The organism is Cellulosimicrobium funkei, assembly GCF_900155925.1.
GTDB lineage: Bacteria > Actinomycetota > Actinomycetes > Actinomycetales > Cellulomonadaceae > Cellulosimicrobium > Cellulosimicrobium funkei.
Map to the genome: position 1 here is coordinate 312813 of NZ_FTMI01000002.1, position 25306 is coordinate 338118.

The window sequence follows — 25306 nt, forward strand, 5'->3', positions numbered from 1 at the left end:
ATCTTCTCACACGCCGCCTCCCCCCTCGGCGTCCTCGCGCGGACGGCCCGGTCCCGCGCCTTCCCGTCCGACCGGCGCGTCCCGCGCCGCCCGAGAGAGGCACACCGATGGTCACCGTCCTGCTCTGCTCCACCCCCGTGCACGCTCATGTCACCCCGCTGCTCGCGGTCACGCGCGCGCTCGTCGCCCACGGCCACGAGGTCCGGTTCCTCACCGGGGCGCGCTTCGCCGCGGCCGTGGAGGCAGTCGGCGCCGAGCACGTGCCGCTGCCCGCCGCCGCCGACTTCGACGACCGCGACCTCGCGGCCGCCTTCCCGGGCCGTGCGGGCCGCACCGGTCTCGACGCGATCCGGCACGACATGCTCGAGATCTTCGTCCGGCCGGGCGCCGCGCAGCACCGCGCCGTCCTCGACGCCCTCGCCGCGCGCCCGGCCGACGTCGTGCTCGTCGAGCCCCTGTTCCTCGGTGCGATGGCGCTCGTCGCCACCCCGGCCGACCGACGCCCACCCGTGCTCGCGCTGGGCATCTTCCCGCTCGGGCTGAAGAGCGACCTCACCGCACCGTTCGGCCTCGGCGTGCTTCCCGCGCGCGGGCCGCTCGGGGTGCTGCGCAACCGGGCGCTGCACCGGTTCGTCGAGGGCGTCGCGTTCGCCGCGCCGCAGCGCGCCGCGCAGGACATGGTGCGCGCGACCGGCGCCACCCCGAGCGACACGTTCTTCCTGGGCTGGCCCGCCGACGCGGACGCCGTCGTGCAGCTCACCGTCCCCGAGCTCGAGTACCGGCGGCCCGACGTCGTCACGCCCGTCCGGTTCGTCGGCCCGCCGCGACCCGTCGCCGCGCACGGCGACCTCCCTGCCTGGTGGGACGACCTCGGCACGCGCCGCCCCGTCGTCCACGTCACGCAGGGCACCGTCGCGAACGAGGACCCGTGCCAGCTCCTCGTCCCGACCCTGCGCGCGCTCGCGGACGAGGACGTGCTCGTCGTCGCCGCCACCGGCGGGCGGCCCGTCGAGACGCTCGGCGCGCTGCCCGCGAACGCGCGCGCCGCCGAGTACCTCCCGTACGACGCGCTGCTCCCGCGCACGTCGGTCCTCGTGACGAACGGCGGCTACGGGGGCGTGCACCACGCGCTGCGGCACGGCGTGCCCGTCGTCGTCGCCGGGAAGACGGAGGACAAGGCGGAGGTCGCGGCCCGCGTCGCGTGGACCGGGACGGGCGTGCGGCTGCGGACCAGCACACCGCGACCCGCCCAGGTGCGACGCGCGGTGCGCCGCCTGCTCGACGACCCCGCGTACACCCGGGCCGCCGCGCGCCTCGGCGAGCGCATCGCCGCCGCGCCGGGGGAGGACGGCGTCGTCGCGGTCGTGGAGGAGGTCGTCGCCCGGCGCGCCGCGCCCCGTGCCGCACGCTGACGGGGGAGGAGGATCGGGGGATGCCCAGCGACCTGCTCATGCGCATCCACGGTCCCGAGTTCCGCGCCATGTCCGAGCGCGTGCTGGAGGCGACCGCGCTCACCTCGCGGCTCAACGTGCTCCCGTTCGACGACGAGGACGGCAAGGCCCGGCTCCTCGAGCAGATCCTCGGGCGACCGCTGCCCCCGCGCACGACGATCTACCCGCCGTTCTTCACCGACCACGGTCTGCACCTCGACCTCGGTGAGCGGGTCTTCGTCAACCAGAACTGCACGTTCCTCGACTACGCCGGCATCCGGCTCGCCGACCGCGTGCTGGTCGCACCGCGGGTCACGTTCATCACCGTCGGGCACCCCGTCGACACCGACGACCGCAAGGTCTGGCTCACCGGCGGCCCGATCGACGTCCACGAGAACGTGTGGATCGGCGCGGGCGCGACCATCCTGCCCGGCGTGACCATCGGTCGCGACGCCGTCGTCGCCGCGGGCGCCGTCGTCACCGACGACGTCCCGCCACGCAGCCTCGTGACCGGGCCGCGGGCGGACGTCCGCCGCACCTGGTGAGCGACCGCCGGCCCAGCACGTGTTCCTTCGGTCGTGCTGGAGCCTGTGCTTGCTCCGCTGCGCTCCGGCTCAGCACTCGTGCCCTCGGTCGTGCTGGACCCTGTGCTTGCTCCGCTGCGCTCCGGCTCAGCACTCGACGACGTTGACCGCGAGGCCGCCCGTCGAGGTCTCCTTGTACTTGGTCGACATGTCGACGCCCGTCTGGCGCATGGTCTCGATGACGGTGTCCAGCGAGACGACGTGCGAGCCGTCGCCCTGGAGCGCGAGGCGCGCGGCGGAGACGGCGGTGCACGCGGCGATGGCGTTGCGCTCGATGCACGGGACCTGGACGAGCCCCCCGACGGGGTCGCACGTGAGGCCGAGGTTGTGCTCCATCGCGATCTCGGCCGCGTTCTCGACCTGGGCGGGCGTGCCGCCGAGCACCGCGCAGACGGCACCGGCGGCCATGGAGCAGGCCGACCCGACCTCGCCCTGGCACCCGGCCTCCGCGCCGGAGATGGACGCGTTGCGCTTGTACAGCGCGCCGATGGCGGCGGCGGTGAGCAGGTACGTGCGCATCGCCCGACGACGGCGGGCCGGGTCGGCGGCGACGTCCGGGTGCGTGCGCAGGAAGTGCCGCCCGACGGCGGGGATGATCCCGGCCGCGCCGTTCGTCGGGGCGGTCACGACGCGCCGCCCGTCGGCGTTCTCCTCGTTGACGGCCATCGCGAAGGCCTGGAGCCACTCGATCGTCGTGTCGGCGCCACGCTCGTCGGCCAGCTCGAGGCGCTCGCGCTGCGCGCGGGCCCGACGCCGGACCTTCAGCCGCCCGGGCAGGAAACCGTCGCGCTCCAGCCCGGCGTCGACGCACGCGCTCATCGTGTCCCAGATGTGGTCGACGCCCGCCTCGACCTCGGCCACCGGACGCAGCGCGGTCTCGTTGGCCCAGGCGACCGCGGCGATGGACGTCCGCTCGCGCTCGCACACCGCGAGGAGCTCGGCCGCGTTGGCGAACGGGAACGGCACACCGGCCGGCTCGGTCCGCGGGTCGATCGCCTCGCCCGCGAGCTCGGCCCCGACCTGGGCGGCCTCGTTCGCGGCGGCTGCCTCGAGCTCGGCCGCGGTGAGGACGAACCCGCCGCCGACGGAGTAGTACGCCTCCTCGGCGACCGTCGCGCCGTCGGCGTCGAGCGCGGTGAAGCGCATCCCGTTGGGGTGACCGGGCATGCGCGTCAGCGGCGCGAGGCGCACGTCGTCGCTCGTCATGGTGATGCGGTGGCGGCCCAGGAGCGTGACGGGCGCGCCGTCGCCGAGCTTCTCCCACGACCCGGGCACGCGCGCCGGGTCGCACGTCTCGGGGTCGAGGCCGAGCAGGCCCGCGACGACGGCGTCCGGCGTCCCGTGGCCGACGCCCGTCGCGCCGAGCGAGCCGCACAGCACGACCCGCAGGCCGGCGACACTGCCGAGCGTGTCGTCCGCGGCCAGGGTCGTGACGAACGCCTTCGCCGCGCGCATCGGCCCGACGGTGTGCGAGCTCGACGGGCCGACGCCGACGGAGAACAGGTCGAGGACCGAGACGTAGGCGCTCATGCCCACCATGGTCGCACCTCGTCCACGATGCGGGCGGATTTTGCTATAGCGAATCGGTCACGAGCGCGTGGGCGCGGGACGGCTCATGGCGACCGGGCAGGTCGCGAGGTGGTCGTCCACCAGGCCGCACGCCTGCATGGCCGCGTACGCCGTCGTGGGCCCGACGAACCGGAAGCCGTGCTTCTTGAGCGCCTTCGACAGGGCGACCGACTCCGGGCTCGTGCTCGGGACGTCGCCCCACGTGGCGGGCCGGCCGGAGCGCGCGGGCGGCGCGAACGACCACACCAGCTCGTCGAGCGAGCCGCCGCCGGCCTGGAGGGCGAGGAGCGCCCGCGCGTTGTCGATCGTCGCCGTGATCTTCTGGCGGTTGCGGATGATGCGGGCGTCCGTCAGGAGCCGCTCGACGTCGGGCTCGTCGAACGCCGCGACCGCCTCGGGGTCGAACCCCGCGAACACCTCGCGGAAGGCCGGTCGCTTCCGCAGCACCGTGATCCAGGACAGCCCGGACTGGAAGCCCTCGAGGACCAGACGCTCGAACAGCGCGGTGTCCCCGTGCACCGGCACCCCCCACTCGGTGTCGTGGTACTCCTCGTAGAGCGGGTCGCCGTCGCCGAAGCAGCGGGCGCCGGGGCGCGGCGCGGGAGGCGCGTCGTCGGGCACGGCGAGCGGGGTGAACGCGTCGGTCTCGGTCGTCATGCGCCCCACTCTGCCGCCTCCCGCCGACACCCACGAGGTCCCTGTGGACGGCGTGCGTCCGGGCGCGTGCGCCGAGGCGCCTGTGGTCAGGCGTCGGCCGGGGGCAGCGCGACCTCCGCGATCGCGCGCAGCGCGTCGAGGTGCGCGCGCAGGGCGGCGGCGCCGGCGGGCGTGAGGCGCGCCCAGGTGCGCGTGCGTCGTCCGGCACGCTCCTTGCTGATCTCGACGTACCCGGCGTCCTCGAGCACCGTGAGCTGCTTCGACAGGGTCGAGTCGGACAGCTCGATGGTGTCGCGCAGGGTCCGGAAGTCCGCCTTCTCGACGCCCGAGAGCGCGGCGACGACGGAGAGGCGCACGGGGGAGTGGATCACCTCGTCGAGCGTGTGGCGCGGGTGGTGGTCGACGGCGGAGCCGTCACCCGCCGGGGGACGGTGCGTCGTCACGCCGTCACCGCCGCGTCCCGCGGGGCGGGCCGCCACGCCGCGACGAGCAGCGGGACGGCGCTCACGAGCGCCGCGGGCACCCAGTACGCCACGGAGCCGGGCCACACCACCAGCCCGGCGACGAGCACGGCCCCGTAGACCACGGCCCAGGACACGGCGCCGACGGCGATCCGGCGTCGCGTGCCGACGGCCAGGGCGCCCTGCCGCCCCGCCCACGTGGCGCCGACGGTGACGATCGCGACCCAGGCCGCCATGCCGACGACGAAGCCGACGCGGCCGCCGAGCCCGATCGCGAGCACCAGCCCGACGCTCGCGACGGCCCACCCCGTCAGGTAGAGCCGGACCCACCGCCACCCGCGCGCCCGGGTGGCGCCGGCGAGGCGGTCGGCACGGTCGAGAGCGGCTGCCGCGTCGAGGGGCGCCAAGGAGGTCGTGTCGTCGGTGCTCATGGATGCCATCGAAGCATCTACTTTCCATCATGGCAAGTGGTTTCCATGGGGACCTCTCCCTATCGTGCGCGTCACCGGTCCCGTGCACACTGGTCCCGGCCGTGCCCCGCCCCGGGCCGCACGACGCCGTCGTCCCGACCTCCGTCCCCGAGGAGCACCCATGTCCGACGCCCTGGCCGCGCTCGCCGCCGCCGTCGCGGCAGCGCCCGCGAGCGCGCCGCTGCGCGTGCACTACGCGAGCCTCCTGCTCGCCGCGGGGCGTCCCGTCGAGGCGCTCGAGCAGGCCAGCGCCGGGCTCCGGATCGACCCCGCCGACGGCGAGGCGCTGCGGCTCGTGCAGGAGGCGGCCGCGTCCGCCGCGGCGGCGTCGCGGCCGGGAGACGCCGCGCCCGAGCAGGCGCCGGGCGACCCCGCGCCGTCCGGCGACTCCGCGCTGTCCGGCGAGCCCGCGCCGTCCGACCACCCCGGGCAGGGCGCTCCCGCAGGGTCGGGGAGCCCGGCGTCGGGAATCGACTGGGACCGGCTGGAGGACGAGCTCGACGTGCGCGTCCCGCCGCCCTTCGTCGAGGAACCGGCCGTCGGCCCCGCCCCCGCGGGCCCCGCTCCCGTCGACCCCGGCCCCGCGCCCGCGCACAAGGGCGCCGACCCGGCACCCGGGGGCGGGCAGCCGTTCCTCGTGCCCGCGCGCGACGACGCCCCCGACGACGGGTCGGGCCTGCTCGAGGTCTCGCGCGAGACGGTGACGCTCGCCGACGTCGGCGGCCTGGAGCCGGTGAAGAAGCGCATCCGCGAGGCGTTCCTGGAGCCGATGCGCCACCAGGCCATCGCGCAGGCGTTCGGCAAGTCGCTGCGCGGCGGACTGCTGCTCTACGGGCCGCCCGGCACCGGCAAGACGTACATGGCGCGCGCGGTCGCGGGCGAGCTCGGCGCGCGGTTCCTCACGGTGACGCTCGCGGACATCCTCGACAAGTACATCGGGGAGAGCGAGCAGAACCTCCACGCCCTGTTCCAGCGGGCGCGGCAGCTCGCGCCGGCCGTCCTGTTCCTCGACGAGGTCGACGCGATCGGCGGCAGGCGCGCGCAGTACTCCGGCTCGTCGGGCATGCGGACGGTCGTCAACCAGCTCCTCCAGGAGATGGACGGCATCGGCTCCGACAACGACGGCCTGTTCGTGCTCGGCGCGACCAACCACCCGTGGGACGTCGACACCGCGCTCCTGCGCCCGGGCCGGTTCGACCGCGTCGTGCTCGTCCTGCCGCCCGACGAGCCCGCGCGCGAGGCCATCCTGCGCCACCACCTCGCGGGGCGGCCCGTCGCCGGGATCGACCTCGGCGCCGTCGTGCGGCGCACCGAGGGATTCTCCGGTGCGGACCTGGAGCACCTGGCGGCCACGGCGGCCGAGAAGGCGATGATGGACTCCATCGCGTCCGGCCAGGTGCGGCCCGTCACGATGGCCGACATGGAGTCGGCGCTCGCGGACGTGCGGCCGTCCACGACGGCGTGGCTCCAGTCCGCGCGCAACGTCGTGACGTTCGCGAACGCCGACGGCCGCTACGACGAGCTCGCCGCGTACCTGCGCGCGCGACGCATGCTCTGAGACGGCGAGGCAGCCCACGGTGACCACGACCGTCGACCCGCGCGCCGTCGGCGCGCGCGTCGAGATGCTCGTCCAGATGGGGCGGCCCGAGCGCGCGCTCGACGAGGTCGACGAGGCGCTCGCGGCCGTCCCCGACGACCCGCGGCTCCTCCTCGCCGCCGCGTGGGTGCGGCTGCACCTCCAGCGCTCCGCCGACGCGCTGCCCCTCCTGGAGCAGGTGGTCGCCGCCCAGCCCGCGGCCGACGGCGCGCTCTACCTGCTGTCGGTCGCGCGCCAGAACACCGGTGACGTCCCCGGCGCGCGCGACGCCGCACGCCGCGCGCTCGAGCTCGACCCCGACGACGCGCGCTACCACCTCCAGCTCGCCGACGCCCTCCTCTCGGGGCGCGTGCGCGGCGCCGACCGACGGCTCGCGCGCGAGCGCATCGCCTCGGCGCTCGAGCTCGCCCCCGAGGCCCCGGACCGGCTCGCGCAGGCGGCCCGGCTCTGGTCGCGCCTCGGGGACGACGACCGGGCGCGCGCCCTGGTGCGGCAGGGGCTCGCCGTCGCGCCGGAGCACGAGGACCTCCTCTACCTCGACGCGGCCCTCGCGCTCGACGCGAGCCGCAGCGCCCAGGGGTACAGCGGCGTCCTCGCCATGAACCCCGAGCACGCCGAGGCCGGGTACCTGCTGCACCTCAGCGTGTGGCAGCAGGTGCTGCGGCTCGTCGAGATGCCGGTCCTGCTCGTCGGGGCGGTCGCGCTCGTCGTCGCCTTCGCGATGAGCGACGCCCACGTGGGCAGCGTGCCGGTCTGGGGGGTCGTCGTGCTGCTGTGGACGGGCGTGACCGCGCTGCGCGTCCTGCCCGTGCTCCTCCAGGTCCCGCGCGGGCTGCTGCGCCGCACCCTGCGCCGCACGCCGTTCCGCGGCGGCACCGTCGTGGCGATCGCCGTCGGGTGGGCGGGCGTCCTCGCGGGCCTCGCCCTGCTCTACGTCGTGCGCGACGCCGTCGCCGTCCGCTGGTTCCTCGTCGGGCTCGGGGTCGTGCTCGCCCTGACGACCGTGACCTCGGCCGTGCTGCACGCGGCGATGTTCACGCAGGCGCGCGAGCTCGGGTACCTGCCGGCCGGGACGGCGGGAGCCGTGCGGATCGCGGCCCTGCGCGCGAGCCTGCGGGGCGCCGTCGTGCGCCGCGCCGTCGTCCTCGGCATCGTCGCGGTCGTCGTCGGGAGCATCGGCCCGGGCGCGGTCGCGCGCGAGGACGCCCGGCCCGTGGCGGCCCTCGCCGCGGTGGCGTACGTGCTGCCGCTCGTCGTCGGGATGTGGGCCGCGTGGCGCGTCGCGGCCCGGCAGCGCGCGGTGTCCGACGAGCGCCCGCCCGTGAGCACGGCCGCCGCGGTCCGCGCGGGGCTGGGCGGCGCCGTCCTCGTCCTCGCCACGGTCCTGCTGCTGCTCGCCGAGGCGGCCGCGCTCGCCGCGCTGCCCGTCGCCCCCGACGAGCACGACGCCGACGGCCGCTACGTCCAGGAGGAGCGCGCGCCGCGCGACCCGGGCTCGGCCGTGCAGGAGTGCACCGGGCGCCCCGCCGCGCGCCTCGCGTGCCTCCAGGAGAACAACCGGGTCCGCCAGGAGGAGCTCCAGGAGCGGCTGGGAGAGCTGGACGTCCCGACGATCGACGTCCCCACGTTCGACGTGCCGGACCTCCCGGATCTCCAGGCGCCGGGCTCCACGGAGCAGCACACCCCCTGATCCCCGGTACCCCGGCGGGTGACATGCCCGCGGCCGTGCGGGTGACCCGGGGCGGTGCGACCGTGGCCGCGTGGCAGGACTCGTGGAGACGCTCTCTCGACCTGTCGGCGCGGCGCTCGCGGCCGTGACCGGCACGGTCGCGCGCGTGCGCGACGGCCGCGCGATGCACGCGCGCGGCGTGCTGCTCCGCGGCACGCTCGTCGTCGCGGAGGACGAGGCGGGCGCGGCGAGCGTCCCGCAGGGCCGCACGCCCGTCACGGTGCGCGTGTCCCTCGGGGCAGGCCTCCCGCGCGGGCTCCCGGACGTCGTCGGGATCGCCGTGCGCTGGACCGACGACGGCGCGCCCCAGGACGTCCTGTTCGCCTCCTCGGGGAGGGGGCGGCTCACGCGCTTCCTCCTCGTGCCGCGCCGCGCGCTGCTGGGCGGCTGGCTGTCGACGCTCATGCCGCTGCGGTCGCCGCACGGTCCCCGCGTGCTCGCCCTGCGGCCGGACCACGACGCGGCGCGGGGCGCCGGGACGCCGGTGCTCGAAGTGCTCGAGGCGACCCCGCTCGGCGCCTGGCACCGGTTCGGCGCGGTCGAGCTGCACGGCCCCGAAGCGGGGTCGGCGCACGACGGCGACGACCCCGAGGTCCGTTTCGACCCCACCGGTCACGCGCCGCGCCACCTCGGCACGTACGGCTGGGAGGACGCGCTGCGCGCTCGCGGCTACCGGGCCGCGCGCCGCGCCGGCGGGCCGGCAGCCCGGTAGCGAGAGAAGGGCGGCGACCCCGGAGTCCTGTCCACCGGGACCGCCGCCCGCGAGGGCGGCACCGTCGACGTGAGGCCGCCCCCGAGCCGGGGGCCGGGCGGCGAGGACGCCGCCCGGCCGTGCGCGCCGGTCCGTCAGACCGCCGCGAGCCGACGGCGCAGCCCGAGCCCGACGCCCGCGACGCCCGCGAGCACGGACCCGCCGACCAGCGCCGACATGCCGAGCGACACCCGTCCGACGGGGCTGTTCTCGACGCTGTCCTTGAGCTCCGTCGTGCCGTCGGAGAGGGTGCCCGTGCCGTCCGCGAGCGTGGCCGCGCCGTCGGCGATGCGGGTGCTGCCGTCGTGCAGGTCGGACGCGCCGTCGGCGAGGGTCGTCGTGCCGGCGTGCAGCGTCGCGGAGCCCTCGGCCAGCGCCGCGTTGCCCGCCGCGAGGGTCGTCGCGCCCGTCGAGAGCGTCGTGAGCCCGTTCTGCAGGCGCAGCGTCCCGTCCTCCAGCCGCGTGGTCCCGCCGAACAGGTCGCCCGCGCCCGTGCGCAGCCGCACCGCGCCGGCGGAGAGGTCGCTCGCGCCGGTCGCGGCCCTCGCCGTCCCGGCCTTGAGGTCGGCGGCGCCGGACGCGAGCTCCGACGCGCCCGTCGCCAGCTCGGAGGTCTTCGTCGCCAGGAGCGCGGTGCCGCCGCTCACGCGAGCGGCGCCCGCCGCGAGGTCGGCACTGCCCTCAGCGATCCGTGTCGCCCCGGCGCTGAGCTCGCCGACCTTCCCGTGGAGCGTCGTGGCGCCCGCCTCGAGCTCACCGATCTTGCCGTCGAGCGTCGTAGCGCCGGCGGCCAGCGCGTCGATGCCGCCCGCGAGCTGGACGTCGATGCCCGTGCGGAGCTGCTGCACCCCGGCGGCGAGGCCCGGCTGTGCGGGGGTGCCCTCGCCGAGGCCCGCGCGAAGCTGCGCGAGCCCCGTGGAGACCCCGGGCTGCTGCGGAGTGCCCGCCCCGAGGCCGGCCGAGACCCGATCGACACCCACGGTGACGTCGCCCGCCCGCAGGGAGAGCTGGCCTGCGCCCGCCGCGAGCCTCCCGGCGCCGCCCGCGATCTGCGCGGAGGCGCCGGGTGCCGACTCGGTGCCGTTGCCCAGCGCGCGGAGGTTCGCGGCGATCGTCCCCAGAGTCTCCGGCGACGCCGCGACCTCTCCGCGCGCGATCATGTCCAGCTGTGCCGCGAGGCCGTCCAGGTTGGTCCCGACGGTCGTGGCCGAGCGCTGGAGCTCGTCGGCAGAGACCCGCAGCTGGTCGGCACCTCCACCGAGGGCGACCACGCCACCGCGGACCTGGGTCGCTCCTCCCCGGAGCTCGTCGACCCCTGCCTGGAGTGCGTCGACCCCCGCCCCGGCTGCGGCCACCCCGTCGGCCAGACGCGTCGCACCGGCGGAGAGCTGGGCCTGACCCTGGTCGAGCGACTGGACGCCGCCGCCGAGGCTGTCTCGCACGCCGGCCCGGAGCGCGGTGGTCCCGGCGGCGAGCGTGTCGGCTCCCGTCGCGAGCCGACCCGCGCCCGATGCGAGATCGGCGGAGCCGTTCGCGGCGCGGACGGCTCCCGCGCTCAGGTCGCCGGCGCCCGCGTCGAGGTCACCCGCGCCCGTCGCGATCTGGGACGCGCCGTCGGCGGCACGGGCGTTCCCCGCGGCGAGGCGTGCCGCCCCGGAGTCGAGGTCCTTGCTGCCCGCGGCGAGCCGGGCAGCGCCGCTCGCGGCGTCGCCCGCCCCGGCGGCGAGGCGTGCCGCCCCGGCGTTGAGCTCGTCCGCCCCGGCGGCGAGCTCGGTCGCGCCGTCCAGCGCGGTGGCGCCGCCCGTCGCGAGCTGGGTGGCGCCGTCGGACGCCTTCCGCGCCCCGGCGGAGAGGTCGCCCGCGCCGGCCTCGAGGTCGTCCGCGCCGTCGGCGAGGCGTCGGGCGCCGGCCTGGGCCTCGGTCGTGCCGTCGGCGAGGGTCGCGGCGCCCGCGTCGAGCTCGGCCGCGCCGTCGTCGAGGCGGGTCGCGCCGTCGGCGACCTTGCCGTTGTACACGAGGAGGAACGCGACCAGGCCGGCGACCGCGAGGGCCAGCACGGCGAGCGCGACGGAGGTGAGGACCGTGTGCGTGCGTGACGGTCGGAGAGCGTGCTGCGTCATCTGTCGTCCTTCCTCACGCCCGGCGTCGTCGCGGGGCGGTCGGCACGAGGGGAGAGCTGCGGTAGAGGCGGGTACCGGTCTGCTCGGCGCGGGAGTGCGCCGGTGCGCCCGCCACCGTTGGCGGGACGTGGAGTAGCAGGTAGATCCCCAGCGACGCTAGCAACGCCCCGGACACCACGGACAGCGAGTACTAGGTACTTTCGGCGTCACGATTCGGTCACGGGCCCGGAGTATCAGGTACTCCGTGCGCGAGTCCGTCGCTCGGAGCAACGGCCGCCCGTCCGGGGCGCCGCAGACGAGCCCGAGCGCTGCCGTCCGGAGCGGGAGCCGCGCCGCTCATGAGGCGATCTCGGCGCTCATCGGCGAAGGTAGGGCGGTGCTCGACGACGCGCCCGACCAGCGGGGCTCGACGGTGACGCTCCGGACGGCTGCCGGGACCGGGGCGGAGCGAGGACCGGGCAGAAGGGGAAGAGGAACAGCATGGAGTGCAGTGCGCCGACCGGCGTGTCGTCCTTCCGGGGCAGGGCGTGGAAGACCGACGCCGAGCCTGGGACCACGGTCGACGGCTCCGGAGCCCGTCCGCGAGCAGGGGCGGTGATCCGGTGAGGGATCCGGTGAGGGCGTCGTCACGCGCGGCGCGGTGGGCCGCCGGCCTCACGACCGTGGTCGTCCCGCTGACGGTAGCGGGGTGCTCGTTCCAGAGCTCCGAGGAGAGGGCCGCGGAGCAGGTGGTCACGACCTTCTTCGACCGCCTCGTCGACGGCGACGCCACGGGCGCGGGCGAGCTGCTGAGCGATCCGTCGGTGGTCAGCCCGGTCGCGCTCGACGACGCGGTCTACGCCGAGGCGGTGCGCCCCGTCGAGGCCCGTGTCACCTCCGTGACCGGATCCGGCCCGGAGTCCTCGGTGGACGTCGAGTACCGGCTCGACGGCGAGGAGGAGACGCGCACCCTCGTGGTCAGCACGGAGACCGTCGGAGGGGAGCCGAGGGTCGCGCTCTGGTCCGACCACGGGCTCCCGGTCGTCCATCCGGGCGTCCCGGTGGAGATCGTGGTCGAGGGGTCGGGCGCGTTCGACCTCGCGACGTCGGGGCCCCTGCGGTTGCTTCCCGGGATCTACGACCTCGAGCTCGCCGGGCCGCAGGACCTCACGACGATCGATCCCGACGGCGGCGACAGCGAGCCGTTCACGGTGGAGTTCCCCGTGGACCCGGACGCGATCCAGCCTCCTCCGGGAGCGGAGCTGCGCTCGCAGATGCTGCACGTCGACCCGGTCCTGCGCGCCGAGGTGGCCACCGAGGCCGAGGCGCGCATCGACGAGCTGCTCGCCTCGTGCACCGCCGCCGGGCTCACGGGCGACGACTGCCCGCAGAGCGTCGCGGACGGCATCTTCCGCGGGTACGCAGGGGTGGACGTGGCGTCCGCCGTCTGGGCCCAGGCGGAGCCGCTCTCCCTCGTGGCCGGGGAGGAGGTGCGCGCGTCCGCCCCGTACACGGTGAGTGCTCGATGGCCGCAGGGCCCGCTGGAAGTCACCGTGAGGGTTGAGGGCACCGTGCTGCGTGACCCGTCCGGCGCCGTCGTCGTCGAGCTCGACTGAGGCGTCCCGGCCCGCCGGGACGAGTCGGTCGAACGACCGCCAGGGGCTTTGCCCGACCGGCGTGTGGACCGGGGTCAGTCGCGGTCGTTCGGCATGAGGGCCCACAGGACCAGGTACGCGATGACCTGGGGGCCGGGGAGCAGGATCGAGACCGCGGCGACGATGCGGACGACGGTCGGGTCCCAGCCGAACCGGCGGGCGATCCCGGCGCACACGCCGGCGATCATCCGGCCGTGGCGCGGGCGGGACAGCGTCGGGCGGTACGCGGCGGTGGAGGCGTCTGAGGTGCTCATGCCTCGACGGTACGAGCGACCCGGGCGCCCCGGTATCCGGAGGTCCCCCGACCCGACCCTGATCCTCAGGGCGGCGACCCCGAGGGTCGGGGCTCAGCGGGCGAGGGCGGCCTGGAACGCCGCGAGCGCCCGCGGCGTCGCGAGGGCGAACGTCACGGCCGCGACGCCCGGCCCGGGGCGCGACCCGTCCGGGTCCTGGGCCGCCGTCGGGCGGGCGCGCTCGTCGACGAGGTCGGGTGCGGACCAGCCGCGGACGGCGTCCACCGCCACGCGGGCGACCTCCTCGACGTCCCAGCCGTACGCGCCCGCGCTGATCGCGGGGAAGGCGACGGTCGCGGCGCCGAGCTCGTCCGCGACGTCGAGCGAGCGGGCGAAGCACGACGCGAGGAGCGCGGGGTCCGTCTCGCCGCGGTAGCGGTTCGGCCCGACGGTGTGCACGACCCAGCGGGCGGGGAGGTCGTAGGCGTCGGTGGCGACGGCGTCGCCCACGGGCAGGCCGTCGGGGAGGGTCGTGCGCCGGAGCCGACGGCACTCCTCCAGGAGCCGCGGCCCGGCCGCGGCGTGGATCGCGCCGTCCACCCCGCCGCCGCCCAGCAGCGACGAGTTCGCGGCGTTGACGATCGCGTCGACGTCGAGCGTCGTGATGTCGGCGAGGCGTGCGTCGAGGTCCATCGCTCCATCGTGCCCGGGGACGGGGTTGCTCGCCGTCGACCACGGGGTCCGTGGCGTTCTGGCCGCCTCCCCGACGGCAACCTCGTGCTCGGCGACCCCGGTCAGTCGCGCGAGACCACGACGCTCGAGCTGTGCCCGCCGAACCCGAACGCGTCGACGAGCGCGTGCCGGGCCGACGTCGTGGCCGCCTCCCGCACGACGTCGAGGTCGATCGCGGGATCGAGCGTGTCGACGTTGAGCGTGGGCGGCACGCGGCCGTCGCGCAGGGCGAGGAGCGCGACGAGGACGCCCAGCGCGCCCGACGCGCCGAGGAGGTGGCCCGTCGCGCCCTTCGTGCTCGTGACGGGCGGCGGCATCCCGAGGGCGGCGCGCAGCGCGTCCGCCTCGTTGACGTCCCCGACGGGGGTCGCCGTCGCGTGCGCGTGGACAAGCCCGACGTCCTCGGGGGAGAGGCCCGCCGAGCGCAGCGCCATCGTGATGGTGCGGGCCTGGTTCTCGGGGTCGCCGCCGACGATGTCGAACGCGTCCGACGTCAGCGCCGCACCCGAGACGACGCCGTGCACGACCGCCCCGCGGGCCCGGGCGTGGTCCTCGCGCTCGAGCACGAGGAGCGTCGAGCCCTCGCCCATGACGAACCCGTCCCGGTCCACGTCGAACGGCCGGGACGCGCGCTCCGGCTCGTCGTTGCGGGTCGACATCGCGCGGGCCGCGGCGAAGGCCGCGAGCGAGAACGGCTGGACGCCCGCCTCGACGCCCCCGCACACGACGACGTCCGCCGAGCCGGCGAGGATCATCTCGCGGCCCATCGTGATCGCCTCCGAGCCCGCCGCGCACGCGCTGATCGGGGCGCGCGCGCCGGCCTTGGCGCCGAGGTCGATCGACAGCCACGCGGCCGGGCCGTTGGCCATGAGCATCGTCACGGTGTGCGGGGAGACGCGCCGGTGGCCCTGCTCGTGCAGGACGCGCGACTGGTCGAGCGTCGTCGCGATCCCGCCGTTCGCGGAGCCGACGACGACGGCGAGACGCGTCGGGTCGACGTCGGGCGACCCGGCGGACGCCCACGCCTCCCGGCCCGCGACGAGCGTGAGCTGCTCCGCCCGGTCGGTGCGGCGCCGCTCCCGGACGGACAGCGCCTCGGCGAAGGCGTCGTCGACGCGCGCGGCGATGCGCACGGGCAGCTCGGCCGCCCAGTCGTCGTCGATCGCCCGCACGCCCGGCTCCCCGCGCAGCAGCGCCTCCCACGTGTCGGGGGCGGTGCGCCCGACCGGGGTCACCGCCCCGTACCCGCTGACGACGACTCGTGTCATGGTGTGCCCCTTGCAGCCGAGCCGCCGAGAACGGCGACGGGTGTGGTCGATGGGTCTTATTCCAAGTCATCGCGGCGGCCTTTGTCGCCCTCGCAGGTGTGACGGTGCGCACGCCCACATCCCGGCGGGAGCGGCGGACGACTGCCGCGAGCGCCCGCCGGCCGCGTACGGTCGGCACAGCGGCCGCCGTCGGGGAGGCCGCGGGACGAGGGCGGGGGAGTCGCGGTGCGACGAGCGAGAGCGCGAGGGCCTGCTGCCCGACGGCGCGCGCACCGCGCCGTGGTGGCGGTCGCCGTGGGCGTCGTCGTGCTCGGGACCGGGTCGTGCGCCGCGCCCGCGCCCCCGGCGCCCGCGGCCTCTGCCCGGGCGGAGACGCCCGCCCTGCCGCCCACCGACGGTGTGCTCGACTACCAGCTCGGCGCCGCGTACGACGAGGTCGACGCGGGGGACGGGCCCGTGCGGCCGGACGTCGTCGTGCGGGACGCGACCGCCGCACCGCTGCCGGGCGCGTACTCGGTCTGCTACGTCAACGGCTTCCAGACCCAGCCGGGAGAGGCCGACCGGTGGCTCGACGGTCACGAGGACCTGCTCCTGCACGACGCCGACGGGACGCTCGTCGTCGACCCCGACTGGCCGGACGAGCACGTCCTCGACCCCTCCACGCCCGAGCAGCGCGACGGCATCCTCGCGATCCTCGGGCCCGTCGTCACGGGCTGCGCCGACGAGGGCTTCGACGCCGTCGAGCTCGACAACCTCGACACCTGGACGCGGTTCGACGCCATCGACGAGGACGGCGCGCACGCCCTCGCCCGCGCGTACGTCGACCTCGCGCACGACGCCGGGCTCGCCGTCGCGCAGAAGAACGCGGCGGAGATCGCGTCCGTCGCGCACGACGACCTCGGCTTCGACCTCGCCGTCACCGAGGAGTGCGCCGTCTTCGACGAGTGCGCCGCGTACACCGACGTCTACGGCGACCACGTGCTCCAGGTCGAGTACCCCGACGCGCTCGCCGACGCGGGCCTGACCTTCGACGACGTCTGCGCCCGCGACGACCGCGCCCCGCTCACCGTCCTGCGCGACCGCGACCTCGTCGGCCCGGACGAGCCGGGCTACGCCTACGACGTCTGCTGACGGCGCGGCACGAGCGCCCGTTCTTCACGAGCGTGACCGTGGGTTCCCGTGCCGCGCGTCACCAGCCGTCGGGCGTGAGGAGCTTGCGGATGCGCTTCTCGCTCACCGGGCCGTCGGTGCCGAGCTGCTGCGCGAACAGCGACACGCGCAGCTCCTCGATCAGCCACCGCACCTCGGCCAGGTCGGCGGCGCGGACCGGGTCGGCCGGGCCCTGGGCGTACGCGGCACGGGCGCGCTGGTAGGCGTCCTCGACGTCGTGCACGCGCCACGCGAGCTCGGCGTCGCGGTTCGGGTTCGACTGCGCCTTCTCCAGCCGGTACGACGCCGCCCGCAGGTAGCGAGTCAGGTGCGGCAGTCGTCGGGGCGGGGTCTGCGAGACGAAGCCGTCGTGGATCAGGCCCGCCGCCTGGTCGCGGAGGTCGGTGAGCGTGTTGAGCAGCGCGAGGCTGTTCGACGCGCGGATCTCCGCGTCGAGGTTGCGCGACGCGGTGAGCGCGGCGACCACGTGCCCGACCACCTGGTGCACGTGCTCCTCCAGGTGCGTGCGGACGAACGTGCGCGCGGCCGCGTAGGCCTCGGCGTCGCGGACCGTCGCCGCGTCCGGCTGCCCGCTGCCGCCGCTCGTCAGCGCGATCACCGCGGCGAGCTGCAGGTCCGCGACGAGCGCGTCCGTGTTCCGGTACGGGCTGGCCGCCAACGTGAGCGACTGCGTGCCGTTCCACCGGCTCGTGATGCGCCCGGTCTGGAGCGCCGTCTCCGTCAGCAGCAGACGCCGCACACCCCGCGCGTGCTCCCGCGCCTGCGCGGTCGCGTCGGCCAGCACGCGCAGCGCGACGACCGGCGTCCCCTTCGCGTCCTGCTCCTCGACGACCGCCGGGTACCCGCGCACCACGACCCCACCCCCGAGGTCGGTCGACACCGTCGCGGGCAGCCGCCCGTCGGTGAGGTCGTCGGGCCAGGTGGTCAGGTCGGTGCGCTCGCTCACCAGGCTCGTGGTCGAGCCCGTGGGCGGTGCGCCGTCGGTGCTCGGGCCGGCCGCGCCGTCACCTGGTGCGGTCGGCCGTCCGTGGCCGCGCGCGGCCTCGACGCCCGTCGCGCCCGACGACGCGCCGCCCGCTCGTCCTGCACCTCGCCCGGGTGAGCCGGACGCAGAGGCGGGGGAGGGGGCGTCGGATGCGAAGGGCGTGGCGGGCCTGGCGGGAGCGCCGTGAGGAACGAGCGGCGCGGATGGTAGCCCGAGCACCGACGCCGCCCCCTCCGCCGCCGAACTCGACCCCGCGAGCTCCGATCCGGACCCCGCGGCAGCCTCGCGCAGCGCCGCACCCACCGCGCCCTTGACCGCTGCCCGCACCGCCGCCTGGTTCTGTGCCGCGAGACGGCGCTGGAGCGCGAGGAGGTCCTTCGACTCGTCGAGCACGACGGAGCCGCCGCGCCCGCGCGTGTCCTCGACCCGGAACGTCATGCGCAGGTGCGCGGGCAGGCGCGCCTCCTGCTCGGGGCCCCACGCGTCGTCGGGGATGACGACGTCGCGCAGCGCCCGGACGGCGCGCGTGAACGCGACGTGGAACGGCTCGGCCATGTCGCCCGCGCGAGCCATGTCCTCCCAGGCGGGCGTGTGCTCGCGGAGCCAGGCGACGACGTCGCGCGCGACGTCCGGTGCCGGCACGAGCTGGACGCGGACCGGCTTGGGCAGCGAGCGGATCGTCGCCGTGGCGAGCTCGTCGAGCAGGCCCGGCACCATCCAGTCGAACCCGTCGGGGACGACGCGGTTGAGCACGGAGATCGGGACGTGCACGGTCACGCCGTCGGCCTCGGTCCCGGGCTGGAACTGGTAGGTGAGCGGGAGCGTCAGCTCGCCCTGGGGCCAGGTCTCCGGGAACTGCGACGTGTCGACCTGCTCGGCGTCGGGCACGAGCTGTTCGAGCGTGAAGGTGAGCAGGTCGGGGTCGCGGCGCTGCGCCGTCTTCCACCAGCGGTCGAAGTGCGCGGCGGAGACGACGTCGTCGGGCACGCGCTCGTCGTAGAAGTCGAACAGCACGTCGTCGTCGACGACGAGCCCGCGCTGGCGCGAGCGCGCCTCGAGCTCCTCCGCCTCGGCGAGGAGCTTGCGGTTGTCGTGGAAGAACCGGTGGTGCGTCGTCCACTCGCCCTGCACGAGCGCGTGCCGCACGAACATCTCGCGCGCGGCCTCGGGGTCGACCTTGGCGTAGAGGACCTTGCGGTCCGCGACGATCGGCACGCCGTACAGCAGCACCTTCTCGGTCGCGATCGCCGCGCCGCGCTTGGTCGACCAGTGCGGCTCGGAGTACGTGCGCCGCGCGAGGTCGCCCGCGAGGTCCTCGGCCCACTCGGGCTGGATCCGGGCGACGTCGCGCGCCCACAGCCGCGACGTCTCGACGAGCTCGCCCGCCATGATCCACGCCGGCGGCTTCTTGCTCAGCGGCGAGCCGGGGAAGATCGCGAACCGCGCGCCGCGCGCGCCGGTGTACTCGTTGCGGGCCTGCTTCTGCGCGCGCCGCAGCGCCTTGGCGCGAGCCTCGCCCTTGAGGTGCGCGACCGACGACGCCTTCACCTCGCCCGTGTCCTGCATCCCGATCTGCGACAGCAGGCCGGACAGGAGCGCCTTGTGGATCGTGTCGCCGTCCCAGGCGGGCTTGTACGCCTGGGTGTCGGGGGTGGCGTCCGCGGTGGGGGCGGCGTCGGTGCTCGGAGCTGCCGCGCCGTCGCCCTGGTCGTCCGGCCGGAAGTTCACGAGCGCGGCTTGACGCTCTCTCGCATCCGACGCCGCCCCCACCGCTCGTCCTGCTCGTCGCCCGGGCGTCGACGCCGCGTCCCCCGCGGCGCCCGACCCGTGACGCGCGCGGGGGCGGTACGACATGTCGATGCCCAGGGGCTTGGACATCTCGCGGAGCTGGGCGACGACGTCCTGCCACTCGCGGATGCGCAGGAAGTTGAGGTACTCGGCCTTGCACAGGCGGCGGAAGGCCGACGACGAGAGCTCGTGCTGCTGCTCGCGGACGTACTCCCAGACGTTGAGGTAGGTGAGGAAGTCGGAGTGCGGGTCGGTGAAGCGCGCGTGCGCCTGGTCGGCCTGGGCGCGGACCTCGGCGGGACGCTCACGCGGGTCCTGGATCGACATGACGGCGGCGATGATCGCGACCTCGCGCGCGACGCCGAGCCTCGAGCCCTCCCAGATCATGCGGGCGAGGCGCGGGTCCATGGGGAGCTGCGCGAGCACGCGCCCGACCTCGGTGAGGCGCGTGACGCCGTCGGACGTGGCGAGGGCGCCGAGCTCGGTGAGGAGCTGGACGCCGTCGCGCACGGCGCGCGTGTCCGGGGGCTCGACGAACGGGAAGCGCGCGACCTCGTCGGGGGTCTCGACGACGCCGACGGAGATCATCTGGAGCAGCACGGACGCGAGGGAGGTGCGCAGGATCTCCGGCTCGGTGAACTCGGGCCGGGAGAGGAAGTCGTCCTCGGAGTAGAGGCGCACCGCGATGCCGTCGGCGACGCGACCGGAGCGGCCGGAGCGCTGGTTCGCGCTCGCCTGCGAGACGGGCTCGATGGGCAGGCGTTGGACCTTCGTCGCCTTGGAGTAGCGCGAGATGCGGGCCGTGCCGGGGTCGACGACGTAGTGGATGCCCGGAACGGTGAGCGACGTCTCGGCGACGTTCGTCGCGAGCACGATGCGTCGCGAGGAGTGCGCCTGGAACACGCGGTGCTGCTCGGCCGACGACAGCCGCGCGTACAGCGGCAGGATCTCGACGCCCTGCGGGTGCTTCGGGTCGGTGACGCGGTCCTTGAGGTGGCCGGTGAGCGCGTCGGCGGCGTCGTGGATCTCGCGCTCGCCGGAGAGGAACACGAGGATGTCGCCCGGTCCCTCGCGCATGAGCTCGTCGCACGCGTCGACGATGCCGGTCACGAGGTCCTTCTCCTCGGCGCCCGTGCGTCCCTTCGCCTTCGTGCCGCTGCCGGTGGAGGCGCCGGGGTCGACGTCCGGGGACAGCGGCCGGTACCGGATCTCGACCGGGTAGGTGCGGCCGGACACCTCGACGACGGGCGCAGCGTCGGGCAGCGCGTCGACCACGTAGTCCGGCGCGCCGCCGAGCTGGGCGAGGTGCGCGGGGGAGAAGTGCTGCGCGAAGCGCTCGGAGTCGATCGTCGCCGACGTGATGATCAGCTTGAGGTCGGGGCGGCGCGGCAGGAGCCGCGCGAGGTAGCCGAGCAGGAAGTCGATGTTGAGGGACCGCTCGTGCGCCTCGTCGACGATGATCGTGTCGTAGGCGAGCAGCTCCGGGTCGCGCTGGATCTGCGCGAGCAGGATGCCGTCCGTCATGACCTTGACGAGCGTGTCCTCGCTGGAGGTGTCGGTGAACCGCACCTGGTACCCGACCACGCCGCCCAGCTCCGTGCCGAGCTCCTCCGCGATGCGCTCGGCGACCGTGCGCGCGGCGATGCGGCGAGGCTGTGTGTGCCCGACCTGCCCCGCACGGCCTCGGCCGAGCTCGAGCGCGATCTTGGGGAGCTGCGTCGTCTTCCCGGAGCCCGTCTCGCCCGCCACGATGACGACCTGGTGGTCGCGGATCGCGGCGGCGATGTCCGCGCGTCGGGCGCTGACCGGGAGCTGCTCGGGGTACGTGATGGGCGGGACCGTCACGTTCTCGCGCGCCTGCGCGGCCCGGTCGAGCTGCGCGCGGCTCACCTGCCGCGGGCCCGACGTCGTCCGCGCGCCCCGCCCGCGACGCGTCGGCTCCGTGGTCGTCGAGGTGCCGGACGCCGCCCGCTCGCCCCGACCGCGCCCGCGGCGGTTCCCGCGGCGTCGGCGGCCCTCGCGCGGGGTGCCCTCGGCGGCGCCGTCCCGCTGGGGAGGGCGCGCGTCAGGCTGGTTCGCTGCGGGCTCGGTACTCACGACGGTCCATTCTCTCAACCCGTCGCAACTTCATTGCTCCGGGGTGCTGACCGAACGGTGCCCACTGGCGCCGAGCACGGGATCAGCGACCGTTCTCGTCGAGACAGGTCTCCAACCCCGTGTTCGATGCCGGTCGGGGGGAGGGGGGAGGGGAGCGGGGGTGGGGTGGGTCACGGCGGGGTCGCGCGGGCGTAGCGGGTGGCCAGGGTGCGCACGTGGTCGACGAGAGCCCGCGGTTCCGTCACGTGGAAGTCGAGGCCCAGCATCCCGACCCACACCGCGACGACCTCGACGCTGTCGCCGCCGGTGACGAGGACGGAGCGGTCGTCGGCGAGCGGCTCGACCGTGCCGACCGTCGGGTTGATGCGCCGCAGCACCTCGTCGGCGGGCGCGTCGACGACGATCCGGGCGTGCACGGCCCAGCCGGCGCGCGCGACCTCGCGCACGACGAAGTCGGTCAGGTCGCCGGGGAAGTCCACCGGCGCGAACCGCCGCCCGCCCGGCACGCGCAGCACGAGCCAGTCGACGCGGTAGGGAGCCCACTCGCCGGTCGTCGTGTCGCGGGCCACGAGGAACCAGCGGCGCTGCCACGCGACGAGGCGGTACGGCTCGAGCTCGAGCGGCTCGTCGCGGTAGAAGCAGCGCAGGCCCTGGTGGTCGCGCACGGCGTCGGCCAGGGCGGTGAGCGTGTCCGGGTCGACGACCGGGTCCTCGACGTTCGAGTCCGTGTTCGCGGGGCCGGCGGCGCTCGCGGACCGGAGCGCGGCGAGACGACGGCGCAGGCGGTCCGGCATGACCTGCTCCAGCTTGGCGAGCGCGGACGCCCCGGACTCCTCGAAGCCCGCCGTGCCGGTCGCGGCCCGCAGCCCAACGGCGACCGCGACGGCCTCGGCGTCGTCGAGCAGGAGCGGGGGCAGCCGCGCCCCGGCGCCGAGCCGGTACCGGCCGCCCGGGCCGCGCACCGCGTCGACGGGGTAGCCGAGCTCGCGCAGGCGGGCGACGTCGTTGCGGACCGTGCGGTCGCTGACGTCGAGGCGCTCGGCGAGCTCGGCGCCCGACCAGTCGGGGCGCGACTGGAGCAGGCCGAGCAGCGCGAGCATGCGGGCCGAGGTGGAGGCCACGGGTCCCTCCTGGGGTCGACGGACGACGCGGGAGAACTTCTCGGAGCACAGCCAGAATAACGGAAGGAAGCGTTCCTGAACCCTTCCTAGAGTCGGGAGCAGAGCGGGGCACGAGGCCCCGCCCGACCGAGGAGACCACCATGACCGCGTCGCACCGCTCCCCGTCCCTCGAGCACCGCCCGTTCTCCGTCGCCGTCCCGCAGGTCGACCTCGACGACCTCAGGTCGCGCCTCGGACGGACCCGGTTCGCGCCCGCCGCCCCCGGGGACTCCTGGGACTACGGCACGCCCGAGTCCTACCTGCGCGACATGGTCGGGCGCTGGACGGCGTTCGACTGGAGGGCGGTCGAGGACCGGGTCAACACGTACCCGGGCTTCCGCACCGAGATCGACGGCCAGCCGATCCACTACCTCCACGTGCGCTCCCGGCACGACGACGCGACGCCGCTGCTGCTCGCGCACACCTACCCGGGCTCGTTCCTCGACTTCCTCGACATGATCGACCCGCTCGTCGACCCCGTCGCGCACGGCGGCCGCCCCGAGGACGCGTTCCACCTCGTCATCCCCTCCATGCCGGGCTTCGGATTCTCGACGCCCGTCGTCGGGGACACGGACTGGACGATGGCCCGCGTCGCCCGCGCCTACGACGTCCTCATGCGCGACCTCGGGTACGACTCCTACGGGATCCACGGCAGCGACGGCGGCGCGATGGTCGGCCGCGAGCTCGCGGTCCTCGACCCCGAGGGCTTCCTCGGCGCCCACGTGCTCCAGCTCTTCTCCTTCCCGTCGGGCGCTCCCGGCGAGATGGACGGCTTCGGCGAGAAGGAGTTCGCCGCGCTCGGGCACCTCCAGTGGTTCCAGTCGGTGGGTGCCTACAACACGATGAACGCGTCGCGGCCGCAGACGATGGCCGCGGGCCTCGCCGACTCGCCCGTCGCCGTCCTCGCCTACCACGAGCTGTTCGAGAGCTTCGGCAACGGGACGAGCCTCGTGAGCGCCGACCAGGTGCTCGCCCAGGCGACGCTCTACTGGCTGACCAACTCCTACGCGACCGCCGCGCGCTACCACTACGCGGAGCAGCGCTCGGGCGCCGAGCCGGTCGTGAGCCGGGGCCGGATCGGCGTGGCGGTCTTCGCCGACGACTTCCAGACGATCCGCGCGTTCGCCGAGCGCGACAACGCCCGGATCGAGCACTGGTCCGAGCACCCGCGCGGCGGTCACTACGCGGCGCTCGAGGTCCCGCTCGACGTCGTCGCCGACCTCCGGGTCTTCTTCGCCTGACGCCCGCGACCGTCGAGAACGGGGTACCGCGCGCTCGACCACGACGTCGTCGTCGTCATCCGACCGATGACGACGGCGACGTCGTGCTCGGCGCAGAATGGGGCGGTGTTCTCCCGACCCGTGACCCGCCTCGACCTCGTCCCGCGCCGCGTCCGCGTGCACGCCGTCCGGGAGACGTCCGGCGCGCTGCGCCGCCTCACCTTCCGCGACGCCGCCCCGGGCGACGCCTCGCTCGCGACGCTGCGCGCGCCCGGCCCCGACGACCACGTCAAGGTGTTCCTCCCGGACCCGGCCACCGGCGTCCTGCACGCCCCGACGCTCACCGACGACGGCGCCCTCCAGCGCCCGGCAGGCGTCGTGTCGATCTCGCGCGAGCTGACCGTCCGGGCGACGCGGACCGTCGACGGGGTTCCCGAGGTCGACGTCGACTGGGTGCTCCACGGCGGCACCGACCCGGGTGCGCCGCCCACGGGCGAGGGTGGCCCGGCCTCGGCGTGGGCCGCACGGGCGGCGGTGGGCGACGAGGTCGTGCTCGCCGGCCCGACGACGAGCCGCGCCGTGCCGGACGGCGTCGGGCGGCTCCTGCTCGTCGGGGACGAGACGGGCCTGCCGGCGCTCGCGCGCTGGGTGGAGGCGGTCGGGGCCGACGTGCCCGTGACCGCGATCGTGGAGATCGGCGACGACGTCGACGAGGCGTTCGTCGAGGACGAGCTCGGGCGCGCGACGACCGAGCTCCTCTACCGCACCGACGGGCCCGGGCAGCTCGCCGAGGCCGTCCGCGCGCTCGGTCCGCTCGACGCCGACGAGTACGTGTTCGCCGCGGGCGAGGCGACCGACCTCGTCGCGGTGCGCCACGCGCTGCGCGGCTCCGGGGCACGGCCCGACCAGCTCGCCGTCCACGGCTACTGGCGCCGCGGCGTCGTCAACCTCGACCCCGAGGCTCCTTTGGACCCGACCGACCCCGACTGACCCCGCGCCCGGGTCACCTGCCGTGCATGACGTCGACGGCGAGCCCGCGTCCGGCGACGGCGAGCCGCGAGTCGTTCGTCCACAGGGCGGAGCACCCGTGGACCTGCGCGGCGGCGAGGTGCAGCGCGTCGGGCGTCCGGAGCGACGAGGAGGCGCGCAGGCGTGCCGCCCGCTCGAAGGCCGTGGCATCGAGGGGAAGCTCGACGAACAGGTCGAGCGCGCCCCGGTACCGGTCCTCGAGCTCCGGGTCCCCGGACCGCAGCGGTCCCACGAGGCACTCCAGCCGGACGAGCGGGCTGATCGCGAACTCCTCGTGCCCGTGCCGGGCCAGCAGCTCGCGCACGTGCGGACCACGCTCGGCGTCCTCGACCAGGTAGATGACGAGGCACGTGTCGAGGTAGATCACTCCCAGCCCTCGCGCGCGGCCTCGATGTCGGCGTCGATCTGGCTCGCCGAGCGGGCGGTCCGTCGCGACGGCGGGTGGTCGTCGAGCCACTCGACGATCGCCGCCCCGGTCCCGTGCGCGAGGTCGGCCCGGACCGGCACGAGTCGCACGAGCGGGACGCCACGCCGCGCGATGACCACGTCCTCGCCGGCTGCGGCTCGATTGACGAGCTGAGAGAGGTTGTTCTTGGCCTCCAGCACGTTGACCTGCATCGCC

Annotated in this window: 21 protein-coding genes; 9 read left to right on the plus strand and 12 right to left on the minus strand. The window is 75.6% G+C overall.

Annotated features, from left to right (window positions below; genetic code table 11):
• Positions 1-107: 107 nt before the first annotated feature.
• Both BXA05_RS05710 and BXA05_RS05715 read left to right on the plus strand, forming a co-directional pair.
• Complete coding sequence (locus tag BXA05_RS05710; protein ID WP_076404271.1) at positions 108-1412, plus strand: glycosyltransferase; 1305 nt, start codon at positions 108-110, stop codon at positions 1410-1412.
• A 20-nt stretch (positions 1413-1432) separates the two neighbouring features.
• The gene (locus BXA05_RS05715; RefSeq protein WP_021483787.1) at positions 1433-1975 is read left to right on the plus strand and encodes a DapH/DapD/GlmU-related protein; all 543 of its coding nucleotides are present in this window, start codon (positions 1433-1435) and stop codon (positions 1973-1975) included.
• 126 nt (positions 1976-2101) lie between these two features.
• Here BXA05_RS05715 and BXA05_RS05720 read toward each other — a convergent pair whose 3' ends face one another.
• From BXA05_RS05720 to BXA05_RS20435, 4 genes are all read right to left on the minus strand, one after another.
• The gene (locus BXA05_RS05720) at positions 2102-3544 is read right to left on the minus strand and encodes an L-serine ammonia-lyase (protein WP_076404604.1); all 1443 of its coding nucleotides are present in this window, start codon (positions 3542-3544) and stop codon (positions 2102-2104) included.
• Positions 3545-3601: 57 nt separating this feature from the next.
• Positions 3602-4240, minus strand: a complete 639-nt coding sequence (locus BXA05_RS05725; protein ID WP_083711535.1) for a DNA-3-methyladenine glycosylase I — start codon at positions 4238-4240, stop codon at positions 3602-3604.
• A gap of 86 nt (positions 4241-4326) precedes the next feature.
• A complete protein-coding gene (locus tag BXA05_RS20430; protein WP_076404606.1) occupies positions 4327-4683 on the minus strand; it encodes a winged helix-turn-helix domain-containing protein in 357 nt (118 codons plus the stop codon).
• A complete protein-coding gene (locus BXA05_RS20435) occupies positions 4680-5132 on the minus strand; it encodes a hypothetical protein (RefSeq protein ID WP_061269373.1) in 453 nt (150 codons plus the stop codon). The genes BXA05_RS20430 and BXA05_RS20435 overlap by 4 nt, the downstream gene beginning before the upstream one ends.
• 160 nt (positions 5133-5292) lie before the next feature.
• On the opposite strand from BXA05_RS20435, the gene BXA05_RS05740 reads away from it, so the two are divergent.
• The 3 genes from BXA05_RS05740 (at position 5293) to BXA05_RS05750 (ending at position 9209) form a co-directional block, all read left to right on the plus strand.
• Positions 5293-6729, plus strand: coding sequence for an ATP-binding protein (locus tag BXA05_RS05740; RefSeq protein ID WP_076404272.1), 1437 nt, complete (start codon positions 5293-5295; stop codon positions 6727-6729).
• Positions 6730-6748: 19 nt separating this feature from the next.
• Positions 6749-8458, plus strand: coding sequence for a tetratricopeptide repeat protein (locus BXA05_RS05745; protein WP_076404273.1), 1710 nt, complete (start codon positions 6749-6751; stop codon positions 8456-8458).
• A gap of 70 nt (positions 8459-8528) precedes the next feature.
• Entirely contained in the window at positions 8529-9209 is a 681-nt protein-coding gene (locus BXA05_RS05750; protein WP_143311059.1) for a catalase family protein, read from the plus strand.
• 134 nt (positions 9210-9343) lie between these two features.
• On the opposite strand, the gene BXA05_RS05755 is transcribed toward BXA05_RS05750, so the two are convergent.
• Complete coding sequence (locus tag BXA05_RS05755; RefSeq protein ID WP_076404275.1) at positions 9344-11368, minus strand: YhgE/Pip domain-containing protein; 2025 nt, start codon at positions 11366-11368, stop codon at positions 9344-9346.
• Between the two features lie 614 nt (positions 11369-11982).
• Between BXA05_RS05755 and BXA05_RS05760 the strand changes: the two genes are divergently transcribed.
• Positions 11983-12963 (plus strand): hypothetical protein, encoded by a 981-nt coding sequence (locus tag BXA05_RS05760; protein WP_143311060.1) that lies wholly within the window; start codon positions 11983-11985, stop codon positions 12961-12963.
• A 74-nt stretch (positions 12964-13037) separates the two neighbouring features.
• On the opposite strand, the gene BXA05_RS05765 is transcribed toward BXA05_RS05760, so the two are convergent.
• The 3 genes from BXA05_RS05765 to BXA05_RS05775 form a co-directional block, all read right to left on the minus strand.
• On the minus strand, positions 13038-13256 hold the full coding sequence (locus tag BXA05_RS05765; RefSeq protein ID WP_021482897.1) for a PspC domain-containing protein: 219 nt from the start codon (positions 13254-13256) through the stop codon (positions 13038-13040).
• Between the two features lie 93 nt (positions 13257-13349).
• Positions 13350-13928: an O-acetyl-ADP-ribose deacetylase gene (locus BXA05_RS05770; protein WP_076404277.1), complete on the minus strand. Its 579-nt coding sequence runs from the start codon at positions 13926-13928 to the stop codon at positions 13350-13352.
• A gap of 101 nt (positions 13929-14029) precedes the next feature.
• On the minus strand, positions 14030-15235 hold the full coding sequence (locus BXA05_RS05775; protein ID WP_076404278.1) for a beta-ketoacyl-[acyl-carrier-protein] synthase family protein: 1206 nt from the start codon (positions 15233-15235) through the stop codon (positions 14030-14032).
• 282 nt (positions 15236-15517) lie between these two features.
• Here BXA05_RS05775 and BXA05_RS05780 point away from each other — a divergent pair, with 282 nt between their 5' ends.
• The gene (locus BXA05_RS05780; RefSeq protein WP_076404607.1) at positions 15518-16366 is read left to right on the plus strand and encodes an endo alpha-1,4 polygalactosaminidase; all 849 of its coding nucleotides are present in this window, start codon (positions 15518-15520) and stop codon (positions 16364-16366) included.
• Positions 16367-16424: 58 nt separating this feature from the next.
• On the opposite strand, the gene hrpA is transcribed toward BXA05_RS05780, so the two are convergent.
• Both hrpA and BXA05_RS05790 read right to left on the minus strand, forming a co-directional pair.
• Positions 16425-21275: an ATP-dependent RNA helicase HrpA gene (hrpA, locus tag BXA05_RS05785; protein ID WP_076404279.1), complete on the minus strand. Its 4851-nt coding sequence runs from the start codon at positions 21273-21275 to the stop codon at positions 16425-16427.
• A gap of 170 nt (positions 21276-21445) precedes the next feature.
• Positions 21446-22396, minus strand: coding sequence for a helix-turn-helix transcriptional regulator (locus BXA05_RS05790; RefSeq protein ID WP_076404280.1), 951 nt, complete (start codon positions 22394-22396; stop codon positions 21446-21448).
• A 140-nt stretch (positions 22397-22536) separates the two neighbouring features.
• Between BXA05_RS05790 and BXA05_RS05795 the strand changes: the two genes are divergently transcribed.
• Together BXA05_RS05795 and BXA05_RS05800 are read left to right on the plus strand one after the other, a co-directional pair.
• Positions 22537-23676: an epoxide hydrolase family protein gene (locus BXA05_RS05795; RefSeq protein ID WP_076404281.1), complete on the plus strand. Its 1140-nt coding sequence runs from the start codon at positions 22537-22539 to the stop codon at positions 23674-23676.
• Between the two features lie 105 nt (positions 23677-23781).
• Positions 23782-24645 carry a siderophore-interacting protein gene (locus BXA05_RS05800; RefSeq protein ID WP_076404282.1) on the plus strand — a complete coding sequence of 288 codons (864 nt, stop codon included), beginning with the start codon at positions 23782-23784 and terminating at the stop codon, positions 24643-24645.
• Positions 24646-24658: 13 nt separating this feature from the next.
• Here BXA05_RS05800 and BXA05_RS05805 read toward each other — a convergent pair whose 3' ends face one another.
• Positions 24659-25051: a type II toxin-antitoxin system VapC family toxin gene (locus tag BXA05_RS05805; protein WP_168946233.1), complete on the minus strand. Its 393-nt coding sequence runs from the start codon at positions 25049-25051 to the stop codon at positions 24659-24661.
• On the minus strand, positions 25048-25302 hold the full coding sequence (locus BXA05_RS19280; RefSeq protein WP_021483636.1) for a type II toxin-antitoxin system Phd/YefM family antitoxin: 255 nt from the start codon (positions 25300-25302) through the stop codon (positions 25048-25050). Before BXA05_RS19280 ends, BXA05_RS05805 begins: the two co-directional genes overlap by 4 nt.
• Positions 25303-25306 lie beyond the last annotated feature (4 nt).

What these genes read in the sequence shown, in the direction of transcription:
- BXA05_RS05795 (WP_076404281.1), top strand. Translation starts at nt 22,537, where the DNA reads ATGACCGCGTCGCACCGCTCCCCGTCCCTCGAGCACCGCCCGTTCTCC.
- BXA05_RS05715 (WP_021483787.1), top strand. Translation starts at nt 1,433, where the DNA reads ATGCCCAGCGACCTGCTCATGCGCATCCACGGTCCCGAGTTCCGCGCC.
- BXA05_RS05775 (WP_076404278.1), bottom strand. Translation starts at nt 15,235, where the DNA reads ATGACACGAGTCGTCGTCAGCGGGTACGGGGCGGTGACCCCGGTCGGG.
- BXA05_RS05755 (WP_076404275.1), bottom strand. Translation starts at nt 11,368, where the DNA reads ATGACGCAGCACGCTCTCCGACCGTCACGCACGCACACGGTCCTCACC.
- BXA05_RS05740 (WP_076404272.1), top strand. Translation starts at nt 5,293, where the DNA reads ATGTCCGACGCCCTGGCCGCGCTCGCCGCCGCCGTCGCGGCAGCGCCC.
- BXA05_RS05765 (WP_021482897.1), bottom strand. Translation starts at nt 13,256, where the DNA reads ATGAGCACCTCAGACGCCTCCACCGCCGCGTACCGCCCGACGCTGTCC.
- BXA05_RS19280 (WP_021483636.1), bottom strand. Translation starts at nt 25,302, where the DNA reads ATGCAGGTCAACGTGCTGGAGGCCAAGAACAACCTCTCTCAGCTCGTC.
- BXA05_RS05725 (WP_083711535.1), bottom strand. Translation starts at nt 4,240, where the DNA reads ATGACGACCGAGACCGACGCGTTCACCCCGCTCGCCGTGCCCGACGAC.
- BXA05_RS05710 (WP_076404271.1), top strand. Translation starts at nt 108, where the DNA reads ATGGTCACCGTCCTGCTCTGCTCCACCCCCGTGCACGCTCATGTCACC.
- BXA05_RS05770 (WP_076404277.1), bottom strand. Translation starts at nt 13,928, where the DNA reads ATGGACCTCGACGCACGCCTCGCCGACATCACGACGCTCGACGTCGAC.
- BXA05_RS05720 (WP_076404604.1), bottom strand. Translation starts at nt 3,544, where the DNA reads ATGAGCGCCTACGTCTCGGTCCTCGACCTGTTCTCCGTCGGCGTCGGC.
- BXA05_RS20435 (WP_061269373.1), bottom strand. Translation starts at nt 5,132, where the DNA reads ATGAGCACCGACGACACGACCTCCTTGGCGCCCCTCGACGCGGCAGCC.